16 protein-coding genes are annotated in these 22,263 nt (G+C 53.8%); 6 read left to right on the top strand and 10 right to left on the bottom strand.

Annotated features, from left to right (window positions below; translation table 11 throughout):
* Positions 1-2 precede the first annotated feature (2 nt).
* Positions 3-1,496, top strand: coding sequence for a PhnE/PtxC family ABC transporter permease (locus tag ACN5NT_RS14680; RefSeq protein WP_419175916.1), 1,494 nt, complete (start codon positions 3-5; stop codon positions 1,494-1,496).
* A gap of 143 nt (positions 1,497-1,639) precedes the next feature.
* On the opposite strand, the gene ACN5NT_RS14675 is transcribed toward ACN5NT_RS14680, so the two are convergent.
* Both ACN5NT_RS14675 and ACN5NT_RS14670 read right to left on the bottom strand, forming a co-directional pair.
* Positions 1,640-3,442: a [FeFe] hydrogenase, group A gene (locus ACN5NT_RS14675; protein ID WP_419175915.1), complete on the bottom strand. Its 1,803-nt coding sequence runs from the start codon at positions 3,440-3,442 to the stop codon at positions 1,640-1,642.
* Between the two features lie 17 nt (positions 3,443-3,459).
* The gene (locus ACN5NT_RS14670; protein ID WP_419175914.1) at positions 3,460-5,475 is read right to left on the bottom strand and encodes an FAD-dependent oxidoreductase; all 2,016 of its coding nucleotides are present in this window, start codon (positions 5,473-5,475) and stop codon (positions 3,460-3,462) included.
* Positions 5,476-6,039: 564 nt separating this feature from the next.
* Between ACN5NT_RS14670 and hydE the strand changes: the two genes are divergently transcribed.
* The 3 genes from hydE to hydF are packed head-to-tail and all read left to right on the top strand — an operon-like array spanning position 6,040 to position 9,708.
* Positions 6,040-7,077, top strand: a complete 1,038-nt coding sequence (gene hydE / locus ACN5NT_RS14665; protein WP_419175913.1) for a [FeFe] hydrogenase H-cluster radical SAM maturase HydE — start codon at positions 6,040-6,042, stop codon at positions 7,075-7,077.
* A 55-nt stretch (positions 7,078-7,132) separates the two neighbouring features.
* Positions 7,133-8,488, top strand: coding sequence for a lyase family protein (locus ACN5NT_RS14660; protein WP_419175912.1), 1,356 nt, complete (start codon positions 7,133-7,135; stop codon positions 8,486-8,488).
* Entirely contained in the window at positions 8,488-9,708 is a 1,221-nt protein-coding gene (gene hydF / locus ACN5NT_RS14655) for a [FeFe] hydrogenase H-cluster maturation GTPase HydF (RefSeq protein WP_419175911.1), read from the top strand. Before ACN5NT_RS14660 ends, hydF begins: the two co-directional genes overlap by 1 nt.
* 94 nt (positions 9,709-9,802) lie before the next feature.
* Here the strand turns inward: hydF and hydG are convergent, their stop codons facing one another.
* The 8 genes from hydG to ACN5NT_RS14615 all read right to left on the bottom strand — a co-directional run bounded on the left by hydG (position 9,803) and on the right by ACN5NT_RS14615 (position 19,818).
* Complete coding sequence (gene hydG, locus ACN5NT_RS14650; RefSeq protein ID WP_419175910.1) at positions 9,803-11,212, bottom strand: [FeFe] hydrogenase H-cluster radical SAM maturase HydG; 1,410 nt, start codon at positions 11,210-11,212, stop codon at positions 9,803-9,805.
* Between the two features lie 25 nt (positions 11,213-11,237).
* Positions 11,238-12,620 carry a sigma-54 interaction domain-containing protein gene (locus ACN5NT_RS14645; RefSeq protein ID WP_136797354.1) on the bottom strand — a complete coding sequence of 461 codons (1,383 nt, stop codon included), beginning with the start codon at positions 12,618-12,620 and terminating at the stop codon, positions 11,238-11,240.
* Between the two features lie 9 nt (positions 12,621-12,629).
* Positions 12,630-13,211, bottom strand: a complete 582-nt coding sequence (locus tag ACN5NT_RS14640; RefSeq protein ID WP_136797356.1) for a 4Fe-4S dicluster domain-containing protein — start codon at positions 13,209-13,211, stop codon at positions 12,630-12,632.
* Positions 13,208-14,587: a [FeFe] hydrogenase, group A gene (locus ACN5NT_RS14635; RefSeq protein WP_419175909.1), complete on the bottom strand. Its 1,380-nt coding sequence runs from the start codon at positions 14,585-14,587 to the stop codon at positions 13,208-13,210. Before ACN5NT_RS14635 ends, ACN5NT_RS14640 begins: the two co-directional genes overlap by 4 nt.
* Before the next feature lie 80 nt (positions 14,588-14,667).
* Positions 14,668-15,276 carry a 4Fe-4S dicluster domain-containing protein gene (locus ACN5NT_RS14630; protein WP_136797360.1) on the bottom strand — a complete coding sequence of 203 codons (609 nt, stop codon included), beginning with the start codon at positions 15,274-15,276 and terminating at the stop codon, positions 14,668-14,670.
* A gap of 19 nt (positions 15,277-15,295) precedes the next feature.
* Complete coding sequence (gene fdhF / locus ACN5NT_RS14625; protein ID WP_136797362.1) at positions 15,296-17,356, bottom strand: formate dehydrogenase subunit alpha; 2,061 nt, start codon at positions 17,354-17,356, stop codon at positions 15,296-15,298.
* Between the two features lie 383 nt (positions 17,357-17,739).
* Positions 17,740-19,098, bottom strand: a complete 1,359-nt coding sequence (locus ACN5NT_RS14620; RefSeq protein ID WP_136797364.1) for a hypothetical protein — start codon at positions 19,096-19,098, stop codon at positions 17,740-17,742.
* Between the two features lie 450 nt (positions 19,099-19,548).
* On the bottom strand, positions 19,549-19,818 hold the full coding sequence (locus ACN5NT_RS14615; RefSeq protein WP_419175908.1) for a hypothetical protein: 270 nt from the start codon (positions 19,816-19,818) through the stop codon (positions 19,549-19,551).
* Positions 19,819-20,417: 599 nt separating this feature from the next.
* Between ACN5NT_RS14615 and ACN5NT_RS14610 the strand changes: the two genes are divergently transcribed.
* Positions 20,418-21,329 carry a DMT family transporter gene (locus tag ACN5NT_RS14610; protein WP_419175907.1) on the top strand — a complete coding sequence of 304 codons (912 nt, stop codon included), beginning with the start codon at positions 20,418-20,420 and terminating at the stop codon, positions 21,327-21,329.
* Positions 21,330-21,537: 208 nt separating this feature from the next.
* Positions 21,538-22,260 carry a FadR/GntR family transcriptional regulator gene (locus tag ACN5NT_RS14605; RefSeq protein ID WP_419175906.1) on the top strand — a complete coding sequence of 241 codons (723 nt, stop codon included), beginning with the start codon at positions 21,538-21,540 and terminating at the stop codon, positions 22,258-22,260.
* Positions 22,261-22,263 lie beyond the last annotated feature (3 nt).

Here is a 22,263-nt window from a genome sequence, read left to right as displayed (position 1 = left end):
TAATGGTGCGAATCAGCCTGTCGTTTATTTTTATCGCGCTGCTGGCACTGATTGCTGCGGATATCTCAATTTCCACCCTCGATCCATGGGGGGAACTTGGCAAGATAGGCGTCGGCCTGCTCACCCCCGATCTCCTCTCTCTATCAGATTTCGGCTCGGCAATACTCAACACCATCAGCTTCGCTCTGCTTGGCATCAGTATCGCGGTTGTGCTGGGTTCCTTGCTGTCCCTGGTATATGAATTGATGATCGTGCGGCTGTTCTGCTCTTTTATACGCTCAATACATGAACTGTTCTGGGCCTTCATCTTTATGCCGCTTGTCGGCTTGAACAGCCTATGCGGCATTCTGGCCATCGCCATTCCCTACTCAGGGATTTTTGCCAAAGTCTATGCCGAAATACGACAGGAATCGGACAGGCAACCGTACGAGGCCCTGCCACCGGATAGCTCACGCCTGAGCGGCTTCTTATTCGCTACCCTGCCGGTCATCTACCGGGATCTGAAAAATTACACTTCATACCGATTTGAGTGTGCCCTGCGATCAAGTGCCATCCTTGGCTTTATCGGCTTACCTACCCTTGGCTACCATCTGGAGACTGCTTTTCGGGAAGGGCTATATAGCCAGGCAACCGCCCTGCTGTATAGCTTTTATCTGCTGATCGCCTCCATCCACCTTTGGGCCAAGAGCAGAGTCATTCTTGTGCTGATAGTCGCTGCCTGCTGGTACACCTCCTGGGACATGTCGTTTTCCAGCGGGAACATTATTCGTTTCTTCACCTATGACATCCTGCCGTGGCCAATGAAGGCGGATGGATATTATGCGGGAACCCTGGCAATCACTTTCCCTGTTGCTGAAACATTTCAGTGGGCAGTACATGTGCTGAAAACTGAGGTTCTGCCAGGTGCATGGAACACCCTGGTGCTCACTCAGATCGCTCTGGTATGCACCGGCCTGTTCGCACTCTTAAGCTTTCCTTTTGCCAGCACAGCCTTTTATAAACGAAGAACCACATGGTTCATGCATACCCTGCTCATCGTTTGCAGAACGACACCGGAATATATAATCGCCTACATCTTCCTCACCTTATGGGGACCATCCATGCTGCCGGCGATAGTTGCCCTCTTTCTGCATAACGGCGCAATCCTGTCGTACCTTACGGCTCGAAATGGTTACCAGATGGAGATTCCATTCGATGGACCGATATCACGGCTTGATAGATTCTGCTATGAGGTTCTGCCGAGATGCTACGGTCAGTTTCTGGCTTTTCTCTTTTACCGTTGGGAGATCATTATGCGGGAATCGGCCATCCTGGGCATACTTGGGGTAACAACTCTGGGCTACTATGTGGATAACGCCATAAGCAATGATCATCTGGATGTTGCAGCCCTGATCATAGTTGTTACCGCCCTGTTGACCATGGCAATCGACCGAATCTCAAACTCGCTCAGGAAACGATACAAAATCAGTGGAGTCAGGTTCGAACAGGCCAGATAGACGGGATGAGCGGGATAGGCATTCTGGTTTTCGAAATAGAGTCTATCCACCAGGCGGAATTATGAAATTCAACATTGCCGAAGAGATGACCATTCCCGGGAAATGTCGGGAATGGTCATAAGACGAGCCTTTCAGAACGCGCATCAGATGCGCTCTTCCACTTCCTGCCAGATATCTTCCATGGTCATTGCCTGCGTATCCTGCTGCTTTCGGTCGCTGTAGGTGGTATGCAGCAGGTGATGGGATTTTTCGCCAAGCGGTTCCCCCAGAAACTGTTCATAGAGATATTGCACCATCTTGTTTTTGTGAGACTGTCGCACTGTCGCTTTCTCGTCAATGGCAAACAAGCCTTTGCGTCGGGCCAACCCTGAGGCGTTATAGGAATGCTTGGTTCTCGGCTGGCCGCCTCCGCACATACAACCGCCGGGACAGGCCATGATCTCCACGAAATCGCAGTGCAACTCTCCTGATTGTATCGACTGAACCAGTGTTTCTGCAGCCTTCAGGCTATGCGCAACCGCCAGGGTAAGCTCCCGGTCCGGCGTGACCTGCACCGTCGCCACGCGGATGTTTTCCATACCACGCAACGGAGTGAAGACAATCTGCGGTAACTCCTTCTGATTCAACACATAATAGACGGTGCGCACAGCGGCCTCCATCACCCCGCCGGTGGTACCGAAAATAGCGGCGGCTCCACTGTAGGACGACATCAACGGGGCATCGAACTCAGACGGGGTCACGTCCCGCAGATGAATGCCTTCCCTCTTCAGCAGCAGACTGAACTCTCTGGTGGTCAGGACCACATCCACATCTCGCCCATATTCGCTGCTGAATTCAGCCCGTTGCGCTTCTCCCTTTTTGGCGGTACAGGGCATAATGGATATTACCCGCATTTTCGCCGGATCTTTTTCCATCTGCTCCGCCATGTAGGTTTTGGCCAGCACGCCGAAACATTGCTGGGGAGACCTGGCGGAAGAAATGTTTGGCAGCAGTTCGGGGTGATTCTTCTCCGCAAAGTTCACCCAGCCGGGGCAGCAGGAGGTAAACATCGGCATTGTGCCGCCATTCTGCACCCGCTGCAGCAGCTCACTGCCCTCTTCCATTATCACCAGATCAGCGGTGAAGTTGGTATCCTGAATGATATCCGCACCCAGCTTCTGCAACGCGCCTACCAGTTGCCCCTGCACATTCTCGCCCGCCGCAAAGCCGAAATCTTCGCCAAGGGCGGTACGAACGGCCGGTGCGACCTGAAATACCGTGACAATTTCCGGGTCATACAGGTAGTCTATCACCTGCTCGATATCGTTTTTCTCCGCCAACGCTCCCACGGGACACACCAGGGTACACTGCCCGCAACCGACACAGTCCGACGCGTTGAGGGGCAGACTGTCGCGAACGCCTATCTCGGTCTCCAGCCCCTTCTTGCTGATGACCAGCGCGTCAACACCCTGAATCTCGCGGCAAACGCTGAGGCACCTGAAACAACGGATACATTTGCTCATATCCCGGACAACACAGCTTGACGACTTGTCCTGGGTTCTCTGCTTGAAGAAGTGGGGGTATCTGTAGCGGGTCAGTTCAAGACCGACGAACTGGGCAACATCCTGAAGCTCGCAATTGCCATGCCGGATACAGGACGCGCAGTCCTGATTGTGATCCGCCAGCAGCAACTCCACCTGAAGGCGCTGCATCCTGCGGAGTTCCGGTGTCCTGGTCAGCACCCGCATACCCTCTTCCAGTGGCGTATTACAGGAGGTAACAATCTGGGTGATTTCGCTGCCTGGCCGCTGAATCTGCACCAGGCAGACCCTGCAGGTGCCGGGAGCGTGGCAGATGTCTGCCAACTCACACAGTGAAGGGATAAAAAAACCGTGAGATTTGGCCACAGCCAATACGGTGTCGTTTTCCCTGAACTCGATTTCCTTACTGTTGATGAATGCTTTCATTTTCGTCCGGGCCTCCATTATTGCTCTGTAATAACCGAATAAACCCGGTAACAACGCATACAGCGATCCGCTTCCCGGTATGCCTCCTCGACGGAGATAGGCTTTTCAACCTCTTCAAAAAGGCGCTTGCGAACTTCCGGGTCCAGCTCTCTCAGTTTCACCCGGTACTCATGCTTGACCGGGATATTGATTCCTGTGGAGATCATCGGTTGAACGTCCGCCACCAACTGGCTCATGCGCCTCATCGGATCGAAATGAACCCGGCCAAACGTCAAATAGTCTGCCATGCTCCTGGCGCCCCGCTCTCCCTGGGCCATGGCCTGAACAAGGGTCGCTGGTCCGGTGACCGCATCACCACCGCCGAAAACACCTTTGCGGCTGGTCATGAGGGTGTCATCATTGCACTTGATGGTGCCCCAGCGGCTGAATTCGATATGATCCTCTTCCGGTGTTACGAAACCAAGCTCCACAGCCTGTCCGATTGCCGGAATGACCTGATCCACATCAAGGGTAAATTCAGAGCCGGCAACAGGGGAGACACCTCGTCTGCCACTCTCATCCGGTTCGCCAAGCTCCATCCTGATAAGCTCCATGCCACATACCTTGCCGTCTTCACTGAAGATCTGCACGGGATTAGTCAGATAATGGAATTGGACACCCTCTTTTTCCGCAGCTTCCACCTCTTCATGGTCGGCCGGCATTTCCGCCCGGCTCCTGCGATACACCAAGTGAACCTCTTCAACGCCCAGGCGGAGTGAGGATCTGGCACAGTCCATGGCCACGTTTCCACCCCCGACCACCACAACCTTTTTACCCATCTTCAACGGCAATCCCTGATCTATATGGTCGCGGTTGAGACGAAGTAGAAAATCAACGCCGAAATCGTAGCCTTCAAGGTTCACATCTTCGCCGCTCACCCCGATCTGTTTGCCTTTATGAGCGCCAACAGCCAGGAATACACTCTTATAGCCCCGTGACATCAGGTCACTCATGGTAAAATCACGGCCCATTTTCTGGTCATAGAATATCCGGCCACCGAGGCTCTCGATAATCGATACCTCTTTACTCAATACACTCTTCGGCAAGCGGTATTCGGGAATCCCGGTGTAGGCCATGCCGCCCGGCACAGACTTGGCCTCGAAAATATCGACTTTGTAGCCTCTGAGCAGCAGGTGATATGCGGCGGAAATACCTGCCGGACCAGCACCAATTACGGCAATTTTCAGCTCAGGGTCTTTCGTCTCCACAGGTTTGTAGGAGTCGAACCACTGGTTGATGAGATCCTTTTCGTGATCTGCGACAAAACGTTTCAGGATCTTGATGCCCACGGCTTCATCAACCTGAGTTCTGCGGCAGGCTATCTCACAGAATCGCACGCACACCCTGCCGCAGGTCGCGGCCATCGGGTATTTCTGCAGAATAACCCCCAGGGAATGGGTAAACTTGCCGTCTTTGACGTAATCGATATAGCGGGGCACATCGACCCTTGAGGGACATGCCTCGATACATGGCGCAGAGACATAGGTCGTACCTTTCTGCGGCAGGGAACACACGCCCTCGGCGGCTTCACGTATCAATTCCTCTTCGAAATAGCGGATCATCGCCAGCAAGGCCACAGTGGCGGTCTGCCCCAGCCCGCACAACGAGGTGGTGCGAACCTGCTCGGCAATCTCGCGGATTTCTTCGATCCGCTCGGTAATTTCGGTTTTGCTAAAACGACCGTCTTTACCACAACCGTTATCAATCAGCCGCTTCAGCCTGGTGGTAATGATCTGCGTGCCAACCCTGCATGGAGTACACTTGCCGCAGGATTCTTCGGTTACACGCCCCATATGCTGAAAAGCTGCATCGAGCAGGTTGACGTTTTTTTCAAAAATAAAGAAACCATGACCACCAAAAAACGCCTTGACGGGATTACCCGGATTGAATTCATCAAAATTGGTGAATTCGGGATAATCCTCAATCTCAAAGATTTTCTTTTCCCGGTTGTCAATGACCCGGTTATCCCAGGCCCCAAAAATCACTTTTGCCATCAGCTACCTCTCCTATCAAAAAAACTCTCAAATATTTTGTTCAGTTATTTTGTGGAACTGCTCGCTCAGGCCTGCCATGCCATGTTCTTTCAAATCTTGAGTTTAGCAGCCCAATACACTGTGGCGGAAGAAGCGCGGTAATACGATTCAACCGATGAGGCTATTCATGCCTCCGGCCTGACTCTTCGCATGTGTAGTTGGTGTAAATTCTGCAAAATCAATCAGCTGCCCGTCATCCATTGATCTTTTGCGAGCCCTGCTATGGTCTCATCAGCAGACCTTTTTTTACAAAGGAGGAAACACTTTACACGCTGTTTATGTTTTTTTACAATAATCCTTTTGAGGTTGATCTCCTTATCACAAAACAAAGTTGCGATAAGCGCCTAATCCTGTCGACACAAAAGGATTATTGGAATACTGGTAAGACCAAAGACTTTCGTCTAACATTCCCGCTCGACCGGGGGTCAATTGTTCAACAGTCAGCCATAATTGAGCAAAAAATCATAACAAATCGGGATTAAGCCTCTTTCAGCAGGTATTTCTCAGCATGATGGAAATGTATTCATGAAGCCCAATTCTCCCGGAGCTAGCCGGCACCAGATACAAAATCATTTCTTTACCACCCCGACCGAAGAGCTGGTCCAACGTGGTTTTGCAACCTGTCAGCAGACAATGGGCAAGAGCGTACTGCTTCGCGGATTGATTGAATTCACCAATCATTGCAACTGCAACTGTCTCTACTGCGGGATCAGGCGCGGCAATCAGGCCATTCGGCGCTACCGACTCGCAGAAGAGGAAATCCTGGAACTGGTGGCACGTGGCCGCGAGTTGCAATTATCGACGTTTGTTCTGCAGGGAGGTGAAGACCCGGAGTGGCATACCGACCGTATCTGCAGGCTTGTGGAACGCATCAAGGCGTTTACCGGACCGGCCGCAGCCGTCACCCTCAGCTGCGGCAATCGCACACCGGCGGAGTACCGCTCCATGGCCAGTGCCGGTGCCGACAGATACCTCATCCGTTTTGAGACCTCCGACCCGGAGTTATATGCGCGACTGCATCACGGGCAATCACTCGCCGAAAGGCTCGATGCAGTGCGAGCCGTGCAGGCTGCCGGGCTGCAGACAGGCTCCGGATTCATGACCGGCCTTCCCGGCCAGACGGTTGAAACAGAGTTGAACAATATTCTGCTCAGCAAGGAACTCGAACTCGACATGGTCGGGGTCGGCCCCTTTATTCCCCACCCGCAGACACCACTTGCCAGCAGCAGACAGCAGGGACTCGAAGCCACCATTCGGGCAACCGCCCTGCTCCGGCTGGCTCTGCCACAGGCACACCTGCCCGCCACCACCTCCGCAGGTTCTCTTGCCGCGGATGGTCGTGAACAGATGATTGCGGCTGGTGCCAATGTCCTGATGCCCAATATCACCACCAAGGATTTTCGTAAAGATTACGCATTGTATCCCGGCAAGATCTGCCTCGATGAAACAGATATCGAAGGTGCGGTTCAGGGTCTGGTTCCCACCCTCGCAACTCTTGGCAAAAAACTCAGCTTTGCCCGGGGTGACGCCCCGATATGGTCTTCAAGTAACCAGCAAATCTGAGCCGTTCACGGACTGATCCGGGCAACCTTTACCCCACAACAGAGATACCAGTATTATGAAACCTTTATACGGGACGGAAACCTCAAAAGCACTCAGCTATCTCGGCCCTGGCCAGACACCCCGGCCGATGATCGAGGCGCTGGCTCAGGTCAAGCTTGCCGCCATACTGGCCCAGCAGGAGACATGCAGTCTCTATCCGGCAGAGCTCTTCGAATTGCTGCAGGAGGCGGCGGCAAAAGTCATCTCCGGAGAGCTGAATGAACACTTCCCGCTCGATCTGGCCCAGGGCGGAGCCGGGACCAGCCTGCATATGAATATCTGCGAAGTGCTGGCCTCCTATGTCAACCGGGCCGCAGAGTGTCGTGCAGGGCAGTCGCCGCAGGAGCGGCTCGACCCGCTGGAGCATCTGGCCCGGTTCCAATCGACCAATGACATTTTCCCCACCAGTGTCATCCTGATGAGCTACCGTTTCCTTGAGCGTATCGAGCAGCAGGTCATCCACCTGCAGGAACAACTGGTAAAACGCGAACAACTCTACGAACAGTGGCTGATGTGCGGCCGAACTGAAATGCAGGACGCCCTGCCCATCACCCTGGGCCAGGTTTTCGGTGCCTGGGCGGGACCAATCGAGCGCGACCGCTGGCGCCTGCACAAGCTGAAAGAGCGTTTGCGTACCATCCCCCTTGGCGGCACCGCGCTCGGTACCGGTTTTTCGGCCCCCAGAGCCTATGTCTTTGCGGCCGAGCGCCACCTGCAGCGAATCACCGGCCTGCCGCTCTGCCGCAGCCAGAACCTCTGCGACCAGGTGGCCCATGTGGACAACCTGGCCGAATGCGCCCGCGGCATGGGGCTCTGTGCCGACAATCTGTACAAGATTGCCTCAGACCTGATCCTCTACAGCTCGTCATTCTGCCGCGAAATCCGCCATCATGAAGTTGCCTACGGTTCAACGATTATGCCGGACAAGGCCAACCCGATTCTATTGGAACTGATACGCGGCCTTGCCATGGAATGTTCCTCCACCGCCGACCTCATCGGCCTCTACGCCAGGTCGGGTCAGCTTCAGCTTAACGCCAACCTGCCCTTTCTTGCCGAGCAGATGATACGGCTTGCCAGCCGACTCGAAAAAGCGCTCACCACCGCCTCAGGCCCGCTCATGGAGGCCCTGGTACCGGACAGGGAACGACTTGAAGCAAACCTCACCTCAAGCCCCGCCCTCATTAACACCTTGAGAGCGGCGCTGGGCTACCATGGGCTGAAAAAGCTGCTGCCGCAAATCAAAGCGGCGAGGATCTCGACTGTGCAGGAACTGGCCGATTGGCTGGAGGCGCACACAGAACTGGACAGGGCCTTTCTCGACAACTGGTCTTCCCCCGTGACACTTACCACCATGAAAAAGGATTTTCGATAATGACCACCACTCCCCTTGCGGAACTGTGCCGTATTGTAATAGCCGGTGTACGAAATGCCGGAAAATCGAGCCTGCTGAACAACCTGTTCCAGAAGGATGAAGCGATAATCTCCACCACGCCGGGCACCACCACCGACCCGGTCACCAGAAAGATAGAACTCGGCAAACTGGGCATGTGCGCAGTCACCGATACCGCAGGTTTTGACGATGAAGGGGACCTCGGGGAATTGCGGGTGAGCAAAACAAGCGAAAGACTGGAGACGGCAGACCTGATTCTTTTTGCCACCCCCGCCAACCGTCCGCCCGAGCAGGCGGAGCTGGATTTTCTCAACTGGCTCAGGACAAATACCCGCCCCTGGCTGGGAGTGATGACTTTTGCCGATCAGGCCGTCCACCCGGAAAAAGAGAAGTTCTTTCAGAGGGCGAACTCTGTTTCCGTCAATAACAACAGCTTTGATAGCGGGCTGGAGCTGATCAGGAGAATGGAATCGCTGGAGCATCTCCTGGAACAGGAACTCACTCCGGTTCAGGGGCTGGTAAAGGAAGGGGATCTGGTACTCCTGGTCACGCCTGTCGATCGGGCCGCCCCCAGGGGACGCCTGATACTTCCCCAGGTGGAAACCATCCGTGATCTGCTCGACCGGGATTGTGCGGCGCTGGTGGTAAAAGAGAGGGAGTTGCGCAGTTATTATAACAACCTCGGCATACGTCCGGCCCTGGTCATCACCGATAGTCAGGCGTTCAGCAAGGTGGCGGCGGATCTGCCGCCGGACCAGCCGCTCACCTCGTTTTCCCTGCTCTTTGCCAGGAAAAAAGCCGACCCAAAATGGCTGATCAAGAGTTTGAAAGTGCTGGAGAATTTCCCGGCAAACGGCAGGGTACTGGTGATGGAGGCATGCTCCCATCACCGGCAGGCAGATGATCTCGGCACGGTGAAAATTCCGCGGTTATTCAGACAGGTGGTTGGCTCCCAGGTGGAATTCTGTCACACCAGAAAGCTGCCCGACGACCTCACCTCCTATGATCTCATTCTCCATTGCGGCGGCTGTATGCTCTCCCGCAAAGCCATCCTCTACCGCATGCGACAATTTGAGGCGCAGGGGATTCCGGTGATCAACTTCGGCATGTTTCTGGCCTGGGCCAACGGGCTGATGCCCAGAGCACTGGAACCCATTGACGAGATGATTTCACTCTACCGGGAACTCCACCAGCCGGGCTGAAGAGCAGTGCAGCCTTTTTAATCATGATACTGATCAACTCCTGTCAGGAACATGTGCAAAGGCTGCCGGAATACTCATTTCCCCTGCTCACCGTTCACACATAGAGGTCACGCTCACCAGCCTCGATTTTGGTAAGTTTGGCCTCAAGTTGAGGTTTGACTTTCAGCTGACACGCTTCCAGCTCGCCCTCAATATGGCGTTTGCCCGCCTCGACAGTCGCGGTTCCGGCATAATCATTGAGGTATTCCTTGAGGGTGAGCAAGGCATTGGGGTGGCAAAAATTCTGGATGAAGCCCTCTTTGGCCAGAGTCATGAAATGCTCGCCGGTCCGTCCCGTTCGGTAACAGGCCGTGCACCAGGACGGGGTAAAACCCTGCCGCACCAGATCAAGAACGATATCATCCAGCTGTCGATGATCCCCCAAAGAGAACTGCTGACTGGTGATCTCGTCCGAAGAACCGTCACGGTATCCGCCCGGCGAGGTGCTTGAGCCAGCGCTCATCTGGGATACCCCGAGCTGCAGCAGTTCGGTTCGCATCGTGGCACTCTCGCGGGTACTCATGATTATTCCGGTATACGGCACCGCCAGCCTGGTAATAGCCACAATTTTCTTGAACGTATGGTCGGAGATCAGGTACGGGGGAGCCTGGGAAAGCTCGGAACCCAGGGCGGGTTCCATACGCGGGAAAGAGATGGTATGCGGCCCCGCACCCCAACGACTCTCCAGCTCCTCAGCATGCCTCAGCATGGCCAGCAACTCGAAACGATGGTCATACAGGCCAAACAGCACGCCGATGCCCACGTCATCGATGCCCGCCTGCTGCGCCCGGTCCATGGCCTGCAGACGCCACAGGTAATCGGTCTTGTTCCCGGCCAGGTGCATCTTCTCATAGGTCGGCTGATGGTAGGTCTCCTGAAAACACTGGTAGGTGCCTATTCCCGCCTGGTGCAGGAGCTTGAAGCCGGCAACGTCCAGCGGCGCACAGTTGATATTCACCCGTCTGATGGCGCCGCTTTTGTCTGAGAGCGTCTCGTATACCGTGGCAACGCTGTCGGCGATCCACTGCGCTGTAATCTTCGGGTGCTCGCCATAAACGAGCAGCAATCGTTTTTGCCCGCAGTCTTCCAGAGCGCGTACTTCTCCTGCAATCTCTTCGCTGGTCAGGGTTTTTCGTACCAGTTCGCTGTTTTTCGCGTTGAAGCCGCAGTAACTGCATTGATTGGCACATTCGTTGCTCACATACAGAGGGGCGAACAGCACTATCCGGTTGCCATAGATTTCCTGCTTTATCCGTCTGGCGGCCGCAAAAATCTCCGCATCCAGTTCGGTATCGTCACTTTGCAGCAAGACAGCAACATCTGATAAAGAGAGGCCTTTTTTCTCAAGCCCCCTGGCGATGATCTCACGCACCTGTGACGGAGCCGGTTGTCGAGCTGCGTCAATAATGCGTGAGATCTGCTCAGGGTCGATAAAATTGTAGGATGGATCGGCATGCACTATCATAAAATTCCTTTACATATCAAGAACATTACATCAGTCGGTTATAGAGGGTACGAATGGAAATCCCCAGCCTGCGGGCAGCTTGGGTCTTATTGCCCCGGCATTGATCAATGGCTGCCAGCACCTCAGCTTTCGAAATTTCGATCCGGACTGAACTCCGGCCTCTGCCTGACGGCAAAAGAGCCGGTACAGCGGGCTGGTAATGGGCGGGAACGGTCAGACGATCGGCGATATGTTCAGCAGCAAGGTGCCGGGCATCAAACATGAACGTGACCCATTCCATGAGGTTTTTCAATTCACGAATGTTCCCGGGCCACGGGTGATCGAGCAGCAGGCGGGCGGCCCCGTCATTGATATCCGCAAACCTCTTATTACGCTTTCGGGCAGACTGGTTCAGCAGAAGCCCGGCCAGGGGCAGGATATCCTCCCGCCGTTCCCGCAAGGCCGGAATGCGGATATGGCCGACACGCAGGCGATAGTACAGATCCCGACGAAAGGTCTCGGCTGCGACACGACTGTCTAAGTCGACATTGGTGGCCGCAACCACCCGGATATCGGTATGTATGCGGCGCAGGCCACCCACCCGGTAAAAGGCTTTCTCCTCCAGCACCCTGAGAAGTTTAGCCTGGAGTTCAGTAGGAATCTCCGCCACCTCATCCAGAAAGAGCGTGCCGCCCCTGGCGCAATCGAGCTTGCCCTGTTTTCCACGGCCATCCGCGCCGGTAAACGCTCCGGAATCATACCCAAACAGCTCACTCTCAAAAAGTGATGGGGTGATGGCGGTACAGTTGATATCGACAAATGGGCGCAGTGAGGTGGTGCCCCCGAAATGGATGAGTTTGGCTATGATTTCCTTACCCACCCCGGTCTCCCCTTCGATCAACACCGGAATCGAACGGTCGTGGTGATACATCTCGGCCTGACGCCTGATCTCACGCATCTGCTCGGAAAAAAAGCCGGGTGCATTTTCCCGGCTTCTTCCGGAGGTATGGGGACTGCCCGCCACCTTCGATGGCACTTCCATGGTCCCGGGAACAGGCACCAGCCGTTGTTCTTCGGCGAGGACCACTCCCACCGACTGGTACGCCACTATGGTGCCGTCGGCCTGGAATATTCCCCGGTTGCGATATTCGAGATAGCGGGATTTGCCGTCTTTGCCGGTAAATCGCGGTCGGGTTATAACCTCAGGGTTGTCCTGGCTCATGGAAAAAATGGCCGCGATAATATCTTCCCGCTCGTCTTCGGAGAGATAGGCCGCCAGGTTGCTGCCTATCATCTCATCCATCGTTTTCTCGTAAAAATCACAGCAGACACTGTTCACGTAGGTGATAGTGCCATCGGCGAGAAACACCCTGACGAGTTCTCCTTTTTGCGCTGAATCCTGACGGGATATATCTCTGTTCTGCGACATTCTTCTTCCTTAATGCTGACTACCTATCCGCCCCATCCTGCCCGCGGCGGCCCTGCGTTTCGACACGATACTCTCACTGAGCTGACGTCCTTCCACCAGCCTCAGCGCCCCCGCCGGGCAGATCTTGACACAGGCCGGAGAACCATGATCAAAACAGAGATCGCATTTAACCACAACATGAAGAGTGTCCTGACCGGTTTTTTCCCGAAATTCTACAACCGCTTGTTTTCCACAGACGGTATCATCCGCAACTACCTGAATGGCCCCGTACGGACAGGCCAGCATACAGCTTTTACAACCTACACAGCTCTTTTCGACAATATCTATGCACGCGTCTTTCTGCACGATGGCATCCACCGGGCAGACATTGGCGCAAGGGGAATTCTCACAATGCCTGCATTGCACGGGTACAGTAACCTCTGCGGTACGCACCAGGGTGATTCTGGATTGAAATACACGGCCAGCCGCCATTGCTCCTGTTGTCTGGCCACTTTCAGGGCTTCCTGCAGGGCTATGCGCTTTGGCACAGGCGATCATGCAGGCCTGGCAACCTATACACAACCCTGCATCAGCGACAACAAATGCGTTCATGCCCGCCTCCTGCTGGTATGATCGGTATGCAGCAGCCTGTGCGACTCATGGCCCAGCGGTTCACCCAGAAAATCCGCATACAGCTTTTTCACCTGAGGGTTGTCATGGGATTTGCGCACGGCAAGCTTCTTGTCATGACAATACAGGCCGGACTTGCGCCCTGCATGGGCTTCGAGATGCTGAGCCGGCAACAACGGCTTGGGTTGGCCGCCACCACTCACACAACCCATGGGACAGCACATCACCTCAACAAAATGCACATCCGCCTCACCGCGCCGCACCTCATCCAGCAAACGACGAACGTTGGCCAGACCTGCCACAATAGCGACCCGCAACTCAAGATCCTGGTGGACGATATCCGCATAGCGCAGACCTTCACCACCCCGCACATATTCCAGCTCGATCTCCCCCAGGGGAACCCCGGTAAGCACCTCGCAGGCGCTCCGCAGAGCCGCTTCCATCACTCCGCCGGTGGTGCCGAAAATATTACCGGCCCCGGAATAACAGCCCAGCGGGTTGTCGAACGGTTCATCGTCCAGACCGAGAAAATCCAAACCCTTATGTTTGATAAGCTGGGCCAGCTCCCTGGTGGTTATGACCAGATCGACGTCACGGTGGCCGCTGGCATCCATCTCGGGCCTGGCACATTCAAATTTCTTGGCGGTACAGGGCATGACCGCCACACTGAAGATCGAGGCGGGATCAACCTTATCCACCCCGGCACCATAGGTTTTGAACAGGGTACCCGCCATTTGCTGCGGCGACTTGCAGCTGGACATATTCTCTAGCAGATCGGGGTGCTGGTCTTCGATAAACTTCACCCAGCCGGGACAGCATGAGGTAAACATCGGCAGCCGCCCCTTGCCCTGGATGCGTTCTATAAGTTCCGCCCCTTCTTCCATGATGGTGAGATCCGCGGCAAAAGTTGTATCATAGACCCGGTCAAACCCCAGCGCGCGAAGGGCTGCGGCCAGTTTGCCCGGAGTAAGCGCGCCATAGCCCATGCCGAACTCCTCACCCAGGGCGACGCGCACCGCTGGCGCACATTGCACGAAGGTTGAGGTGCTGCCATCTTCAAGGGCTGCAAGCAGGGCGTGGATATCCCCCCGGTAATGCGCGGCAAAAAGGGGCTCTGACACCGAGTCGAGCATGCCTCTTTGCCGGAGACGCTGCTGCCTGCCGGTGGGATACTCCTCAAGGGAGGAATCGAAACCGCTGCACACCTGCACACATTGACCGCACACTATACAACTGGATGCGGCTATTCGGTGAGGCTCAGCCGGCTCACCGCTGATGGCACCGACCGGGCAGATATCCTTGCATCTGCCGCAGCCGGTACACAACTCGCTATCGATTGAAACAATTGATTCAGTCATAACTGTATCTCATTGAAAATTCGTACTGTGTTCTTTCACTAAAGCGGCATAACCGCCTGTAATCGTCCGGCCTGCACAGCTCATCTGTTACGATGCGTGCTCATTTTCGCCAGTCCTGTTGCCGCTGCACTCATGCGCTGTGCCCGGTGCTGACCGGGATCTATCAACCCCAGAGCCTGCTGCGGGCAATTCGCCACGCAGGCGGGCTGCCGGTCGCTGTCGCGGCAGAGATCACATTTCGTTGCCACATAGCGATGCTTGGCGTGCTCTGCTCCAGCGGCCTGAACGGTTCCCTCCCGGTCCAGATAAAAATTTTGTTCCACCGCTTTGCCGTCTCTGTAGACAGGAGCCATTTCCAAGGCGCCGAAGGGGCAGGCAATCAGGCAGGTCTTGCAGCCCATGCATTTATCTTCATCCACCAGGATGACACCCTCTTTCTGGATTATGGCGGCAACCTGACAGCTGTTGGCGCATGGAGCACCCTCACAGTGGCGACACTGCACCGGGGCATAACCGTAGCGATGGCGCATAAGGTGTAAACGCGGCTGGAAAGGATTTTTCATACTGCCCACCGTGAGCGCACGATCTCCATCTGCATGTGCCGCCGAACAGGCTATCTGGCACACCCGGCAGCCGATACATTTATCCGGATCAGCCACCACAAAACTGTTTAAACTGTAGTTCTTCATCGTAACTCTTCAGGTTCCTTCAACTGCAAACATGCAGTTCATTGGTCAATTTTGTTACCTTTACCGCACAGATTTTCAGCTCCGGGGTCTGTGTTACCGGATCGGCTGCGCTGTTGGTCAGCATATTGGCTGAACTCTCGCTATAATGGAATGTCATGAATACCAGGCCTTTACCGACGACATCTGTCACCCTGGCCACCGCTTCCACCGTACCCCGCCGGGACTCCACCCGCACAGGATCTCCGTCAACGATATCAAGGGACAGGGCGTCCCCGGGATGTATCTCCACCTGCTCGTGGGGAGCCACCCCTTCCAGCCCCCAGCAGCGACGGGTCATGGTGCCGGTGTGATAATGCGCCACCACTCGGCCGGTGGTCAGCTTCAGGGGGTAGTCTTTATCCGGCAGTTCCGCCGGTGGCCGGTAACGTGTCGGTTCAAACCGGGCCGTGCCGCGAATGGCTCCTCCCACGTGTAAAATCGGTGTGCCCGGATGATCTTCATCCAGACAGGGCCACTGCAGCGATTCGTTTTCCAGCCGTTGATAGCTTATCCCTCTATATCCCGGCGTAAGGCTTCGCATCTCATCAAAAATCTCCTCGGGATGCGTATACGCCGCTTTATGGCCAAGTGCCTGCATAAGCTCGCTGAATATCTGCCAGTCCGCCTTGCTGGTACCAACCGGTTCAATCGCCTTGCGGACCCGCTGCACCCTTCGCTCGGTGCTGGTGAATGTGCCGTCTTTTTCGGCAAATGAGGCTCCCGGCAATACCACGTCGGCAAGCTGGGCCGTTTCCGTTAAAAAGATATCCTGCACTACCAGAAAGTCTGCTTTTTCAAGACAGTGGCGAACATGATTGATATCGGGATCACTCCGCATGGGGTTCTCCCCGAAGATATAGAGCGCTTTCACCTCGCCGCACTCGATTGCCGAAAAGACCGAAGGTATGGTCAGCCCCTCATGTTCAGGGAGTCCCCCCCCCCAGGCATCGGCAAACCTTTCACGAACCGCGCGGTCAGTGATCTTCTGGTAACCGGGCAGAACATCGGGCAAGGCCCCCATGTCACAGGCCCCCTGCACATTGTTCTGACCGCGCAGCGGGTTTACCCCGGTCTTGGGCCTGCCGATATTGCCGGTCAATAGCGCAAGGTTCGATACCGCCAGCACATTATCTACCCCGGAGGTATGCTGGGTCACCCCCATGGTATAGTAGGTCGCGACATTGGCAGATTCCCCTATGATTCTTGCCGCGGCCGCCACCAGTTCTTTTGCCACTCCGGTTATCGACTCCACCTCGGAGATACTGACCTGTTGCAGATGCTCCCTGTACCCTTGAAAGTTTTCAGTCTGGCTGGAAATGAATTGGGCGTTTTCAAGCCCTTCCTCGACAATGATCTGGCCGATCCCGTTCAGCAACGCGACATCGGTGCCCGGCTCCAGGCGGAGCCAGACATCGGCTTTTTGCGCCAGCGTCGTCGCCCGCGGGTCCGCCACCACCAGGCGGGTGCCGCGCCTCACCGCACGCAGCATGGCAACGCCGATTACAGGATGACATTCCGTGGTGTTGGTGCCGATGGCGAAAATGGTGTCACCGGGTCCCATCTCATCGAGTTCTGCAATGGAATTGGTCATGGCGCCGCTGCCCAGAGTCGTGGTCAGACCGACCACTGTGGGAGCGTGTCAGAGGCGGGCACAATGGTCAACCGAGTTGGTTCCCAGCGCGGCTCTCAACATTTTCTGGAAAAGATAGTTTTCCTCATTTGTACACCTGGCCGAACTGAAGCCTGCAACACTTTTGCCGCCGTGCTTATTTACAACATCTAAAAATCGTTCCGCCGTATAGCTATACGCCTCCCGCCAGCCGACAGGAGTGAGGACACCGTTTTTCCTGATAAGGGGCGTTGTCAACCGGTCCCTGCTTTGCACAAAATCCGTACCAAAATGACCCTTGGAGCAGAGCGCCCCATTATTTACCGAGCCATTGCAATTCGGGGTCACGCCTGAAATGGTACCAGCTTCAACTTCCAAAAAAAACGTGCAACCCGAACCACAGTACGGGCACGTTGTCAGTGTTTTCTTCATAGTCTTCTCTTCATTGCATAACGGGGACACCAATTTTACGGACACAAGCACTTATTGCCGCATTGCACACAACTGCACGACGGTGTGATATAAGCACATCACGTGCCAAAAACACCGAGGTATAACTTGCACGTTTATTTAGCCAGATAGGAGATTACACCAGTGAAGAGGCGGCCAGGTGTTGCATGCATGAACCGCGCACTATGCATGCACAATACAACAATCATGCAACCGCAAATTGCACAGAGTTTTATCAACTCAATGAGAAGAATGAGACGGGATTGTAATACTCAAGGGTAAAATGCACTGCAGAGTTCGCTTGAATCAGAGGCGATTTTTTTCAGGGAAATTAATCTGCTGCTTTTTTTCGGGAGGGTGAGAAGTTACGGACTATAATAATTCCAGGTCATCTTGCTCCGACGATAATATGGAAGTGTCCACAGTCGCGGCTCATCCGGGCGTGGGTTGAGCTGTTGATTGGCATAAATATGGAGCTCGTCATCACTCCAAACAATAATCTCCTCGCGCCTATCACCGATAACATCTGCCACATAGAGGCGATTCGCCTGTTCCGGCAAGTACAGTAAAAAGCGGCCAGTGACAGGATCGAATAGTGCCACATCCCCCGGCTTATGACGCTCCTTGGCAACTGCATACCATTGCTTGCGACCGGTCCACTGGATACTGTGGATCACCTCAACCCCGCGTATAGTCCAGCCTTTTGGGGCGACATCATCCATTCGGTATTCTGAGTGCAGTCTGCCGAACGCATCGAACACGAATGGTACCTGGTGCTCGTTGTATCTGCTGCGACACCATATCTGCATATCAGTGCGTCCTGGCAAGAATCGGCCGATAACGGCATTCTGTGGTTCCTGGCCCTTATGGTCCGTTTCCCAGATTAAGCCGGACGGGCCAACTAAAAAGATACGGTTACGCCGCCCTTCTTCCAGTATCACCACTTCAAGACCTGGCAGATCCGGGCGAATATCAGCTACAAACAATGAGTCGATATGTCCAACGACCTCGAGCGCGACCAGTTGCCTGCCGTCAGGAGCCAAGATGGTTCCGCCCAGAACTTCATCACGCCCGTCACCATCAAGGTCCGCTACGCGGACACCACTGTGACCACAGGGTAGAAAGTCATCCCGTTGCCAGAGCGGCGCGATCTTTCCCATTTGCAGATCACGCACCGTATGGGCGGCAAGATATTTACCGAGCCGGTGGCGTGCACTGCCGTGTGTTGTCTGCAACAGCAGGTCCCGATCACCTTTGCCGCGAAAATTGGCGATCACCACATGCTCCCAGCGCCTGGCGCCCTTCGGCGGCTCCAGTTTGATCGACCATAACTCCCTTCCATTATCACCGCGCAACACGTGCAGGGTACTCTTCTGATCGAAAAACAGGACCTCGGTTTCGCCATCACCATTGATATCTCCAGCCTGAATGCCCGGTGCATGGTGACCTGGCAGGCCTTCCGACTCGGCACGTCCCCCCACGCGTATGTCAACGCGTTTTGACCACAGCCTCCTTCCATCAGTTGCATAAGCGCCTACATATCCCGGAGCTGTCACTATCAGGTCATAGGCGCCATCATCGTTGACATCTGCCGCTATCATCCCTCCAGCGGTGTTCTCAGGAGCGGCGATTTCCAGGGGAATAACCGACATGCTGGCGGCAAATTCCTTACACATTGCCTTATTGCTCATTAAAAGAAGTACAACTATCAATAGCCGGTACATACACACCTCATCTTGCAGTCATCTTCAATTTGCCTCAATACAGAGCAGACCCGCACCTCGTAGCAAGTCCATTTTACCTGTAATTATACACCCTCCATTGCCCGGGGCTGCAGCATTAATTACCCGATTGAAATTCAGATAATTGTTCCTTTCGATTTTCACTCGTGATGATCGATACTATTGGGCTATTGTTGTCGTTGGAGGAAACATGTAAGAAAAGCTATTACTCCGGACGGAGCACAACCAGCTCAATGGTCAGCAACTCCCGGCTGTGAACATGTTCAATGAAGCGGGGTATGAGGTGTTTTCCCGCAAAACATCTGCAAGAAACCTTTTCACCGATACGCATGCAGCTGCTGCCGGGACGAACGGTGAAGAGCTGTCATCCATCTCCCGGCAGTACCTAAATTCTGGTGATCCTGCCGACTGTGCGCAGCACCTATTTTTTCATCAATCTCCCATACCGGATTTAATTTGTGTGAGGTGTTTCATTATTACCTTGATGGCTCTCACTTTTTTCTCATCGGCTGTAAGACTGTCGTCACTGTATATCTTGTCAAGGTCATCAGTAATGGCTTCTGCCCCCCTCTCCAGGTGCATACCAAGATGTTCCTTGTAGGCAGTAGTATGTGCCTCCGGCTCCGAACAGTACCAGTCCTGTCCCAGATCATCGTCCCCCACAGATAGTGCTGGAAATACTAACATCGCAACAATGCTCATAGCCAATGCTCGTTTGTGTGGCCAGATACGCTTCCACATTTGCACGACCTCCGTTTTCTGAGTTAACCGGGATCTCATATACCCAGCTAAAAAGTTTCACCAGAAATCTTTCGAAAGAAACTACGACCGCGTAACATAACAGACATATGCCCACTACTATTTAGTGTTAGTCTCCGGGGATGCTTACTGTCAAGGAAGAATTTAGAAATACAGAGATATACATTTGCAATGGTATTTGAACCAACAAATATCATCAATGCAGAAATACCGGGGATCGATAACGATTTTTTTCTTCTCAAATGCCCTTATCACCTCGTATCTTTTTGTATTCAGGATATATCTCCAGGATGCAGGTCGCAGGGGCACAAATATTATTTTTCCTAGACCTTGATCTCAAACGAAAATAATAGTTTAAGAGTATAATCCACGATAATCAGTCATACTTCCAAGGTAAGAGGTTCATGCGCTATCCCGCCAGAAGAGCAGAGTAACAAGCTTCTGCAAGGTTTTACAAAGATACTGTTATCGAGGGAAATACCTGATTAACGGCTTCCCCGTCAACAACACTCTTCGGCTCTCTTTATTGAGGTACCTGTTATATGCAGCAATCGACACTACATTTGTTTCTTGGTGCCTTTCTGGCACTCGCCACAGCCATGACTGTCAGTCTGGCAACTGCAGCTACCAAATACACCGCTGAATTCGTGACCGTAGAGCAGATCGTCTTTATTCAATACCTGTTTTGTTCTATCGTAATGCTGCCATTTTTATTGCGAAGAGGCACTCAGACCTTCAGGACTGATCACCCCTGGCTGCATCTGATAAGAGGCGCAGCCGGATGGCTCTGCTTTTACACCTATTATCTGGCGCTGGAGAGAATTCCCCTGGTTGATGCCAGCCTGCTCCGAAATACCGCCCCTGTATGTGTTCCGGTGATCTTTTTAATCTGGAAAGGGATTCGATTACCTTTGCTGCGCTGGCTGCCCGTGATTATGGGCTTTATCGGAATTGCCGTTGTTTTAAAACCTCAAGGTTCTTTGATAAGTTTCTGGCACCTTATCGGGCTGCTATCCGGAATAACCCTGGCCGGCTCCATCGTAACGACGCGGACTCTTGCACTCACAGAGCCCACCAGCAGGATCATGTTCTACTATTTTGCCTTCTCCGCCCTCTGCAGCCTGCCGCTGGCCATCACTAACTGGCAACCCATGCCCCTGTTCACCATCCCGCTCATGGCCGGCATCGGTATTTCTATCTGGCTGACCATGTGGTTTTACACCCGCGCTTACAGCTACGCCAAGGCAACGGTTATCTCGCCAATCAGCTATAGCGGAGTTCTGTTCACGGGCCTTTTGGGCTGGCTCTTCTGGGGGCAGCTTCCCGCCGCCTCTGCCCTGGTCGGCGCGATGCTTATTGTCTCCGGAGGAATCTGGTCTGTTTACCTCGGCAGAGAAAAACAGCCGGTTGATTCATCTGAGCCAGACAGTGCCACCATACCTACTCCAGGCTAGGCAAAACAGAATTCAACCGGCAAGTCTTATCGAATTTGAATTTTCCTGGAGATCCTGTCTCGCCTGAACTGGCAACGAACTTGGGTTCAGGCGTGCCAATATCATTTTTTTTCCAGCTTGACAAAACACTCATTCTCTGGAAATTTCAGCCTTTGATAAAAAACTAACTTTTAAAAAACTAACTTTTGTTTTTTCTATCGAGGTCACTATGGCCAAAAAACTGCAAAGCGCTGAAATACACAAAGAGCGGGTCTCCGACCAGATCAAAGCCATTCTGAAACAGTCCATTCTGGATGGTCACTTCAAACCCGGAGATAAGCTCCCACCCGAGGCCGAAATTGCCCAGCAATACAGCGTGAGCAAGGTCTCAGCCAGAGAAGCCTTACGTGAGATGGAAGCTGAAGGACTGATTGTCAAGAAACGTGGCGCATTTGGAGGCAGCTTTGTTGCCGAGCCCGGATCGGAAAAAATGGTTGATGTGGTCATCAACTCGTACCAGTTTGGAGGCATAACAGCCCGTGATCTTGCAGAATTCAGAAGAATTCTCGAGCCGGTACTCGCCAAACTTGCCGCCGAAAAACGAACCGATGAAGATCTTGAAGAGATGGAAGAATGCATCAGGGATATCAGAGTCTCCATCGAGCGAGGCTGCCCCGATCAGACCAAGGCCATTCGCTTTCATCGCCTTATTGCCAACGCCTGTCACAATCCCTTTATCAGCAGTCTGATGGAAGCGCTGGTCGAAGTGTTCCAGAAAGTACTCGGCAAAGTACCTGATCTTGAAACTGCCAAAATTGATATCGAATACAATCAGTTATTCTTCGAACATATCAAGAACAGGGACGGTGAGAAAGCAGAGGCAGTAATGGTTCAACATTTCGACACACTCGAAGAGCTCATCACCAAAACGGAATCAGTTAAGAAACAATAGAAT

Source organism: Desulfosediminicola sp. (assembly GCF_048381775.1).
In the GTDB taxonomy this organism is placed as follows: Bacteria; Desulfobacterota; Desulfobulbia; order Desulfobulbales; family Desulfocapsaceae; genus Desulfopila; species Desulfopila ganghwensis.
This window is presented reverse-complemented; position numbering and strand designations above follow the sequence as displayed.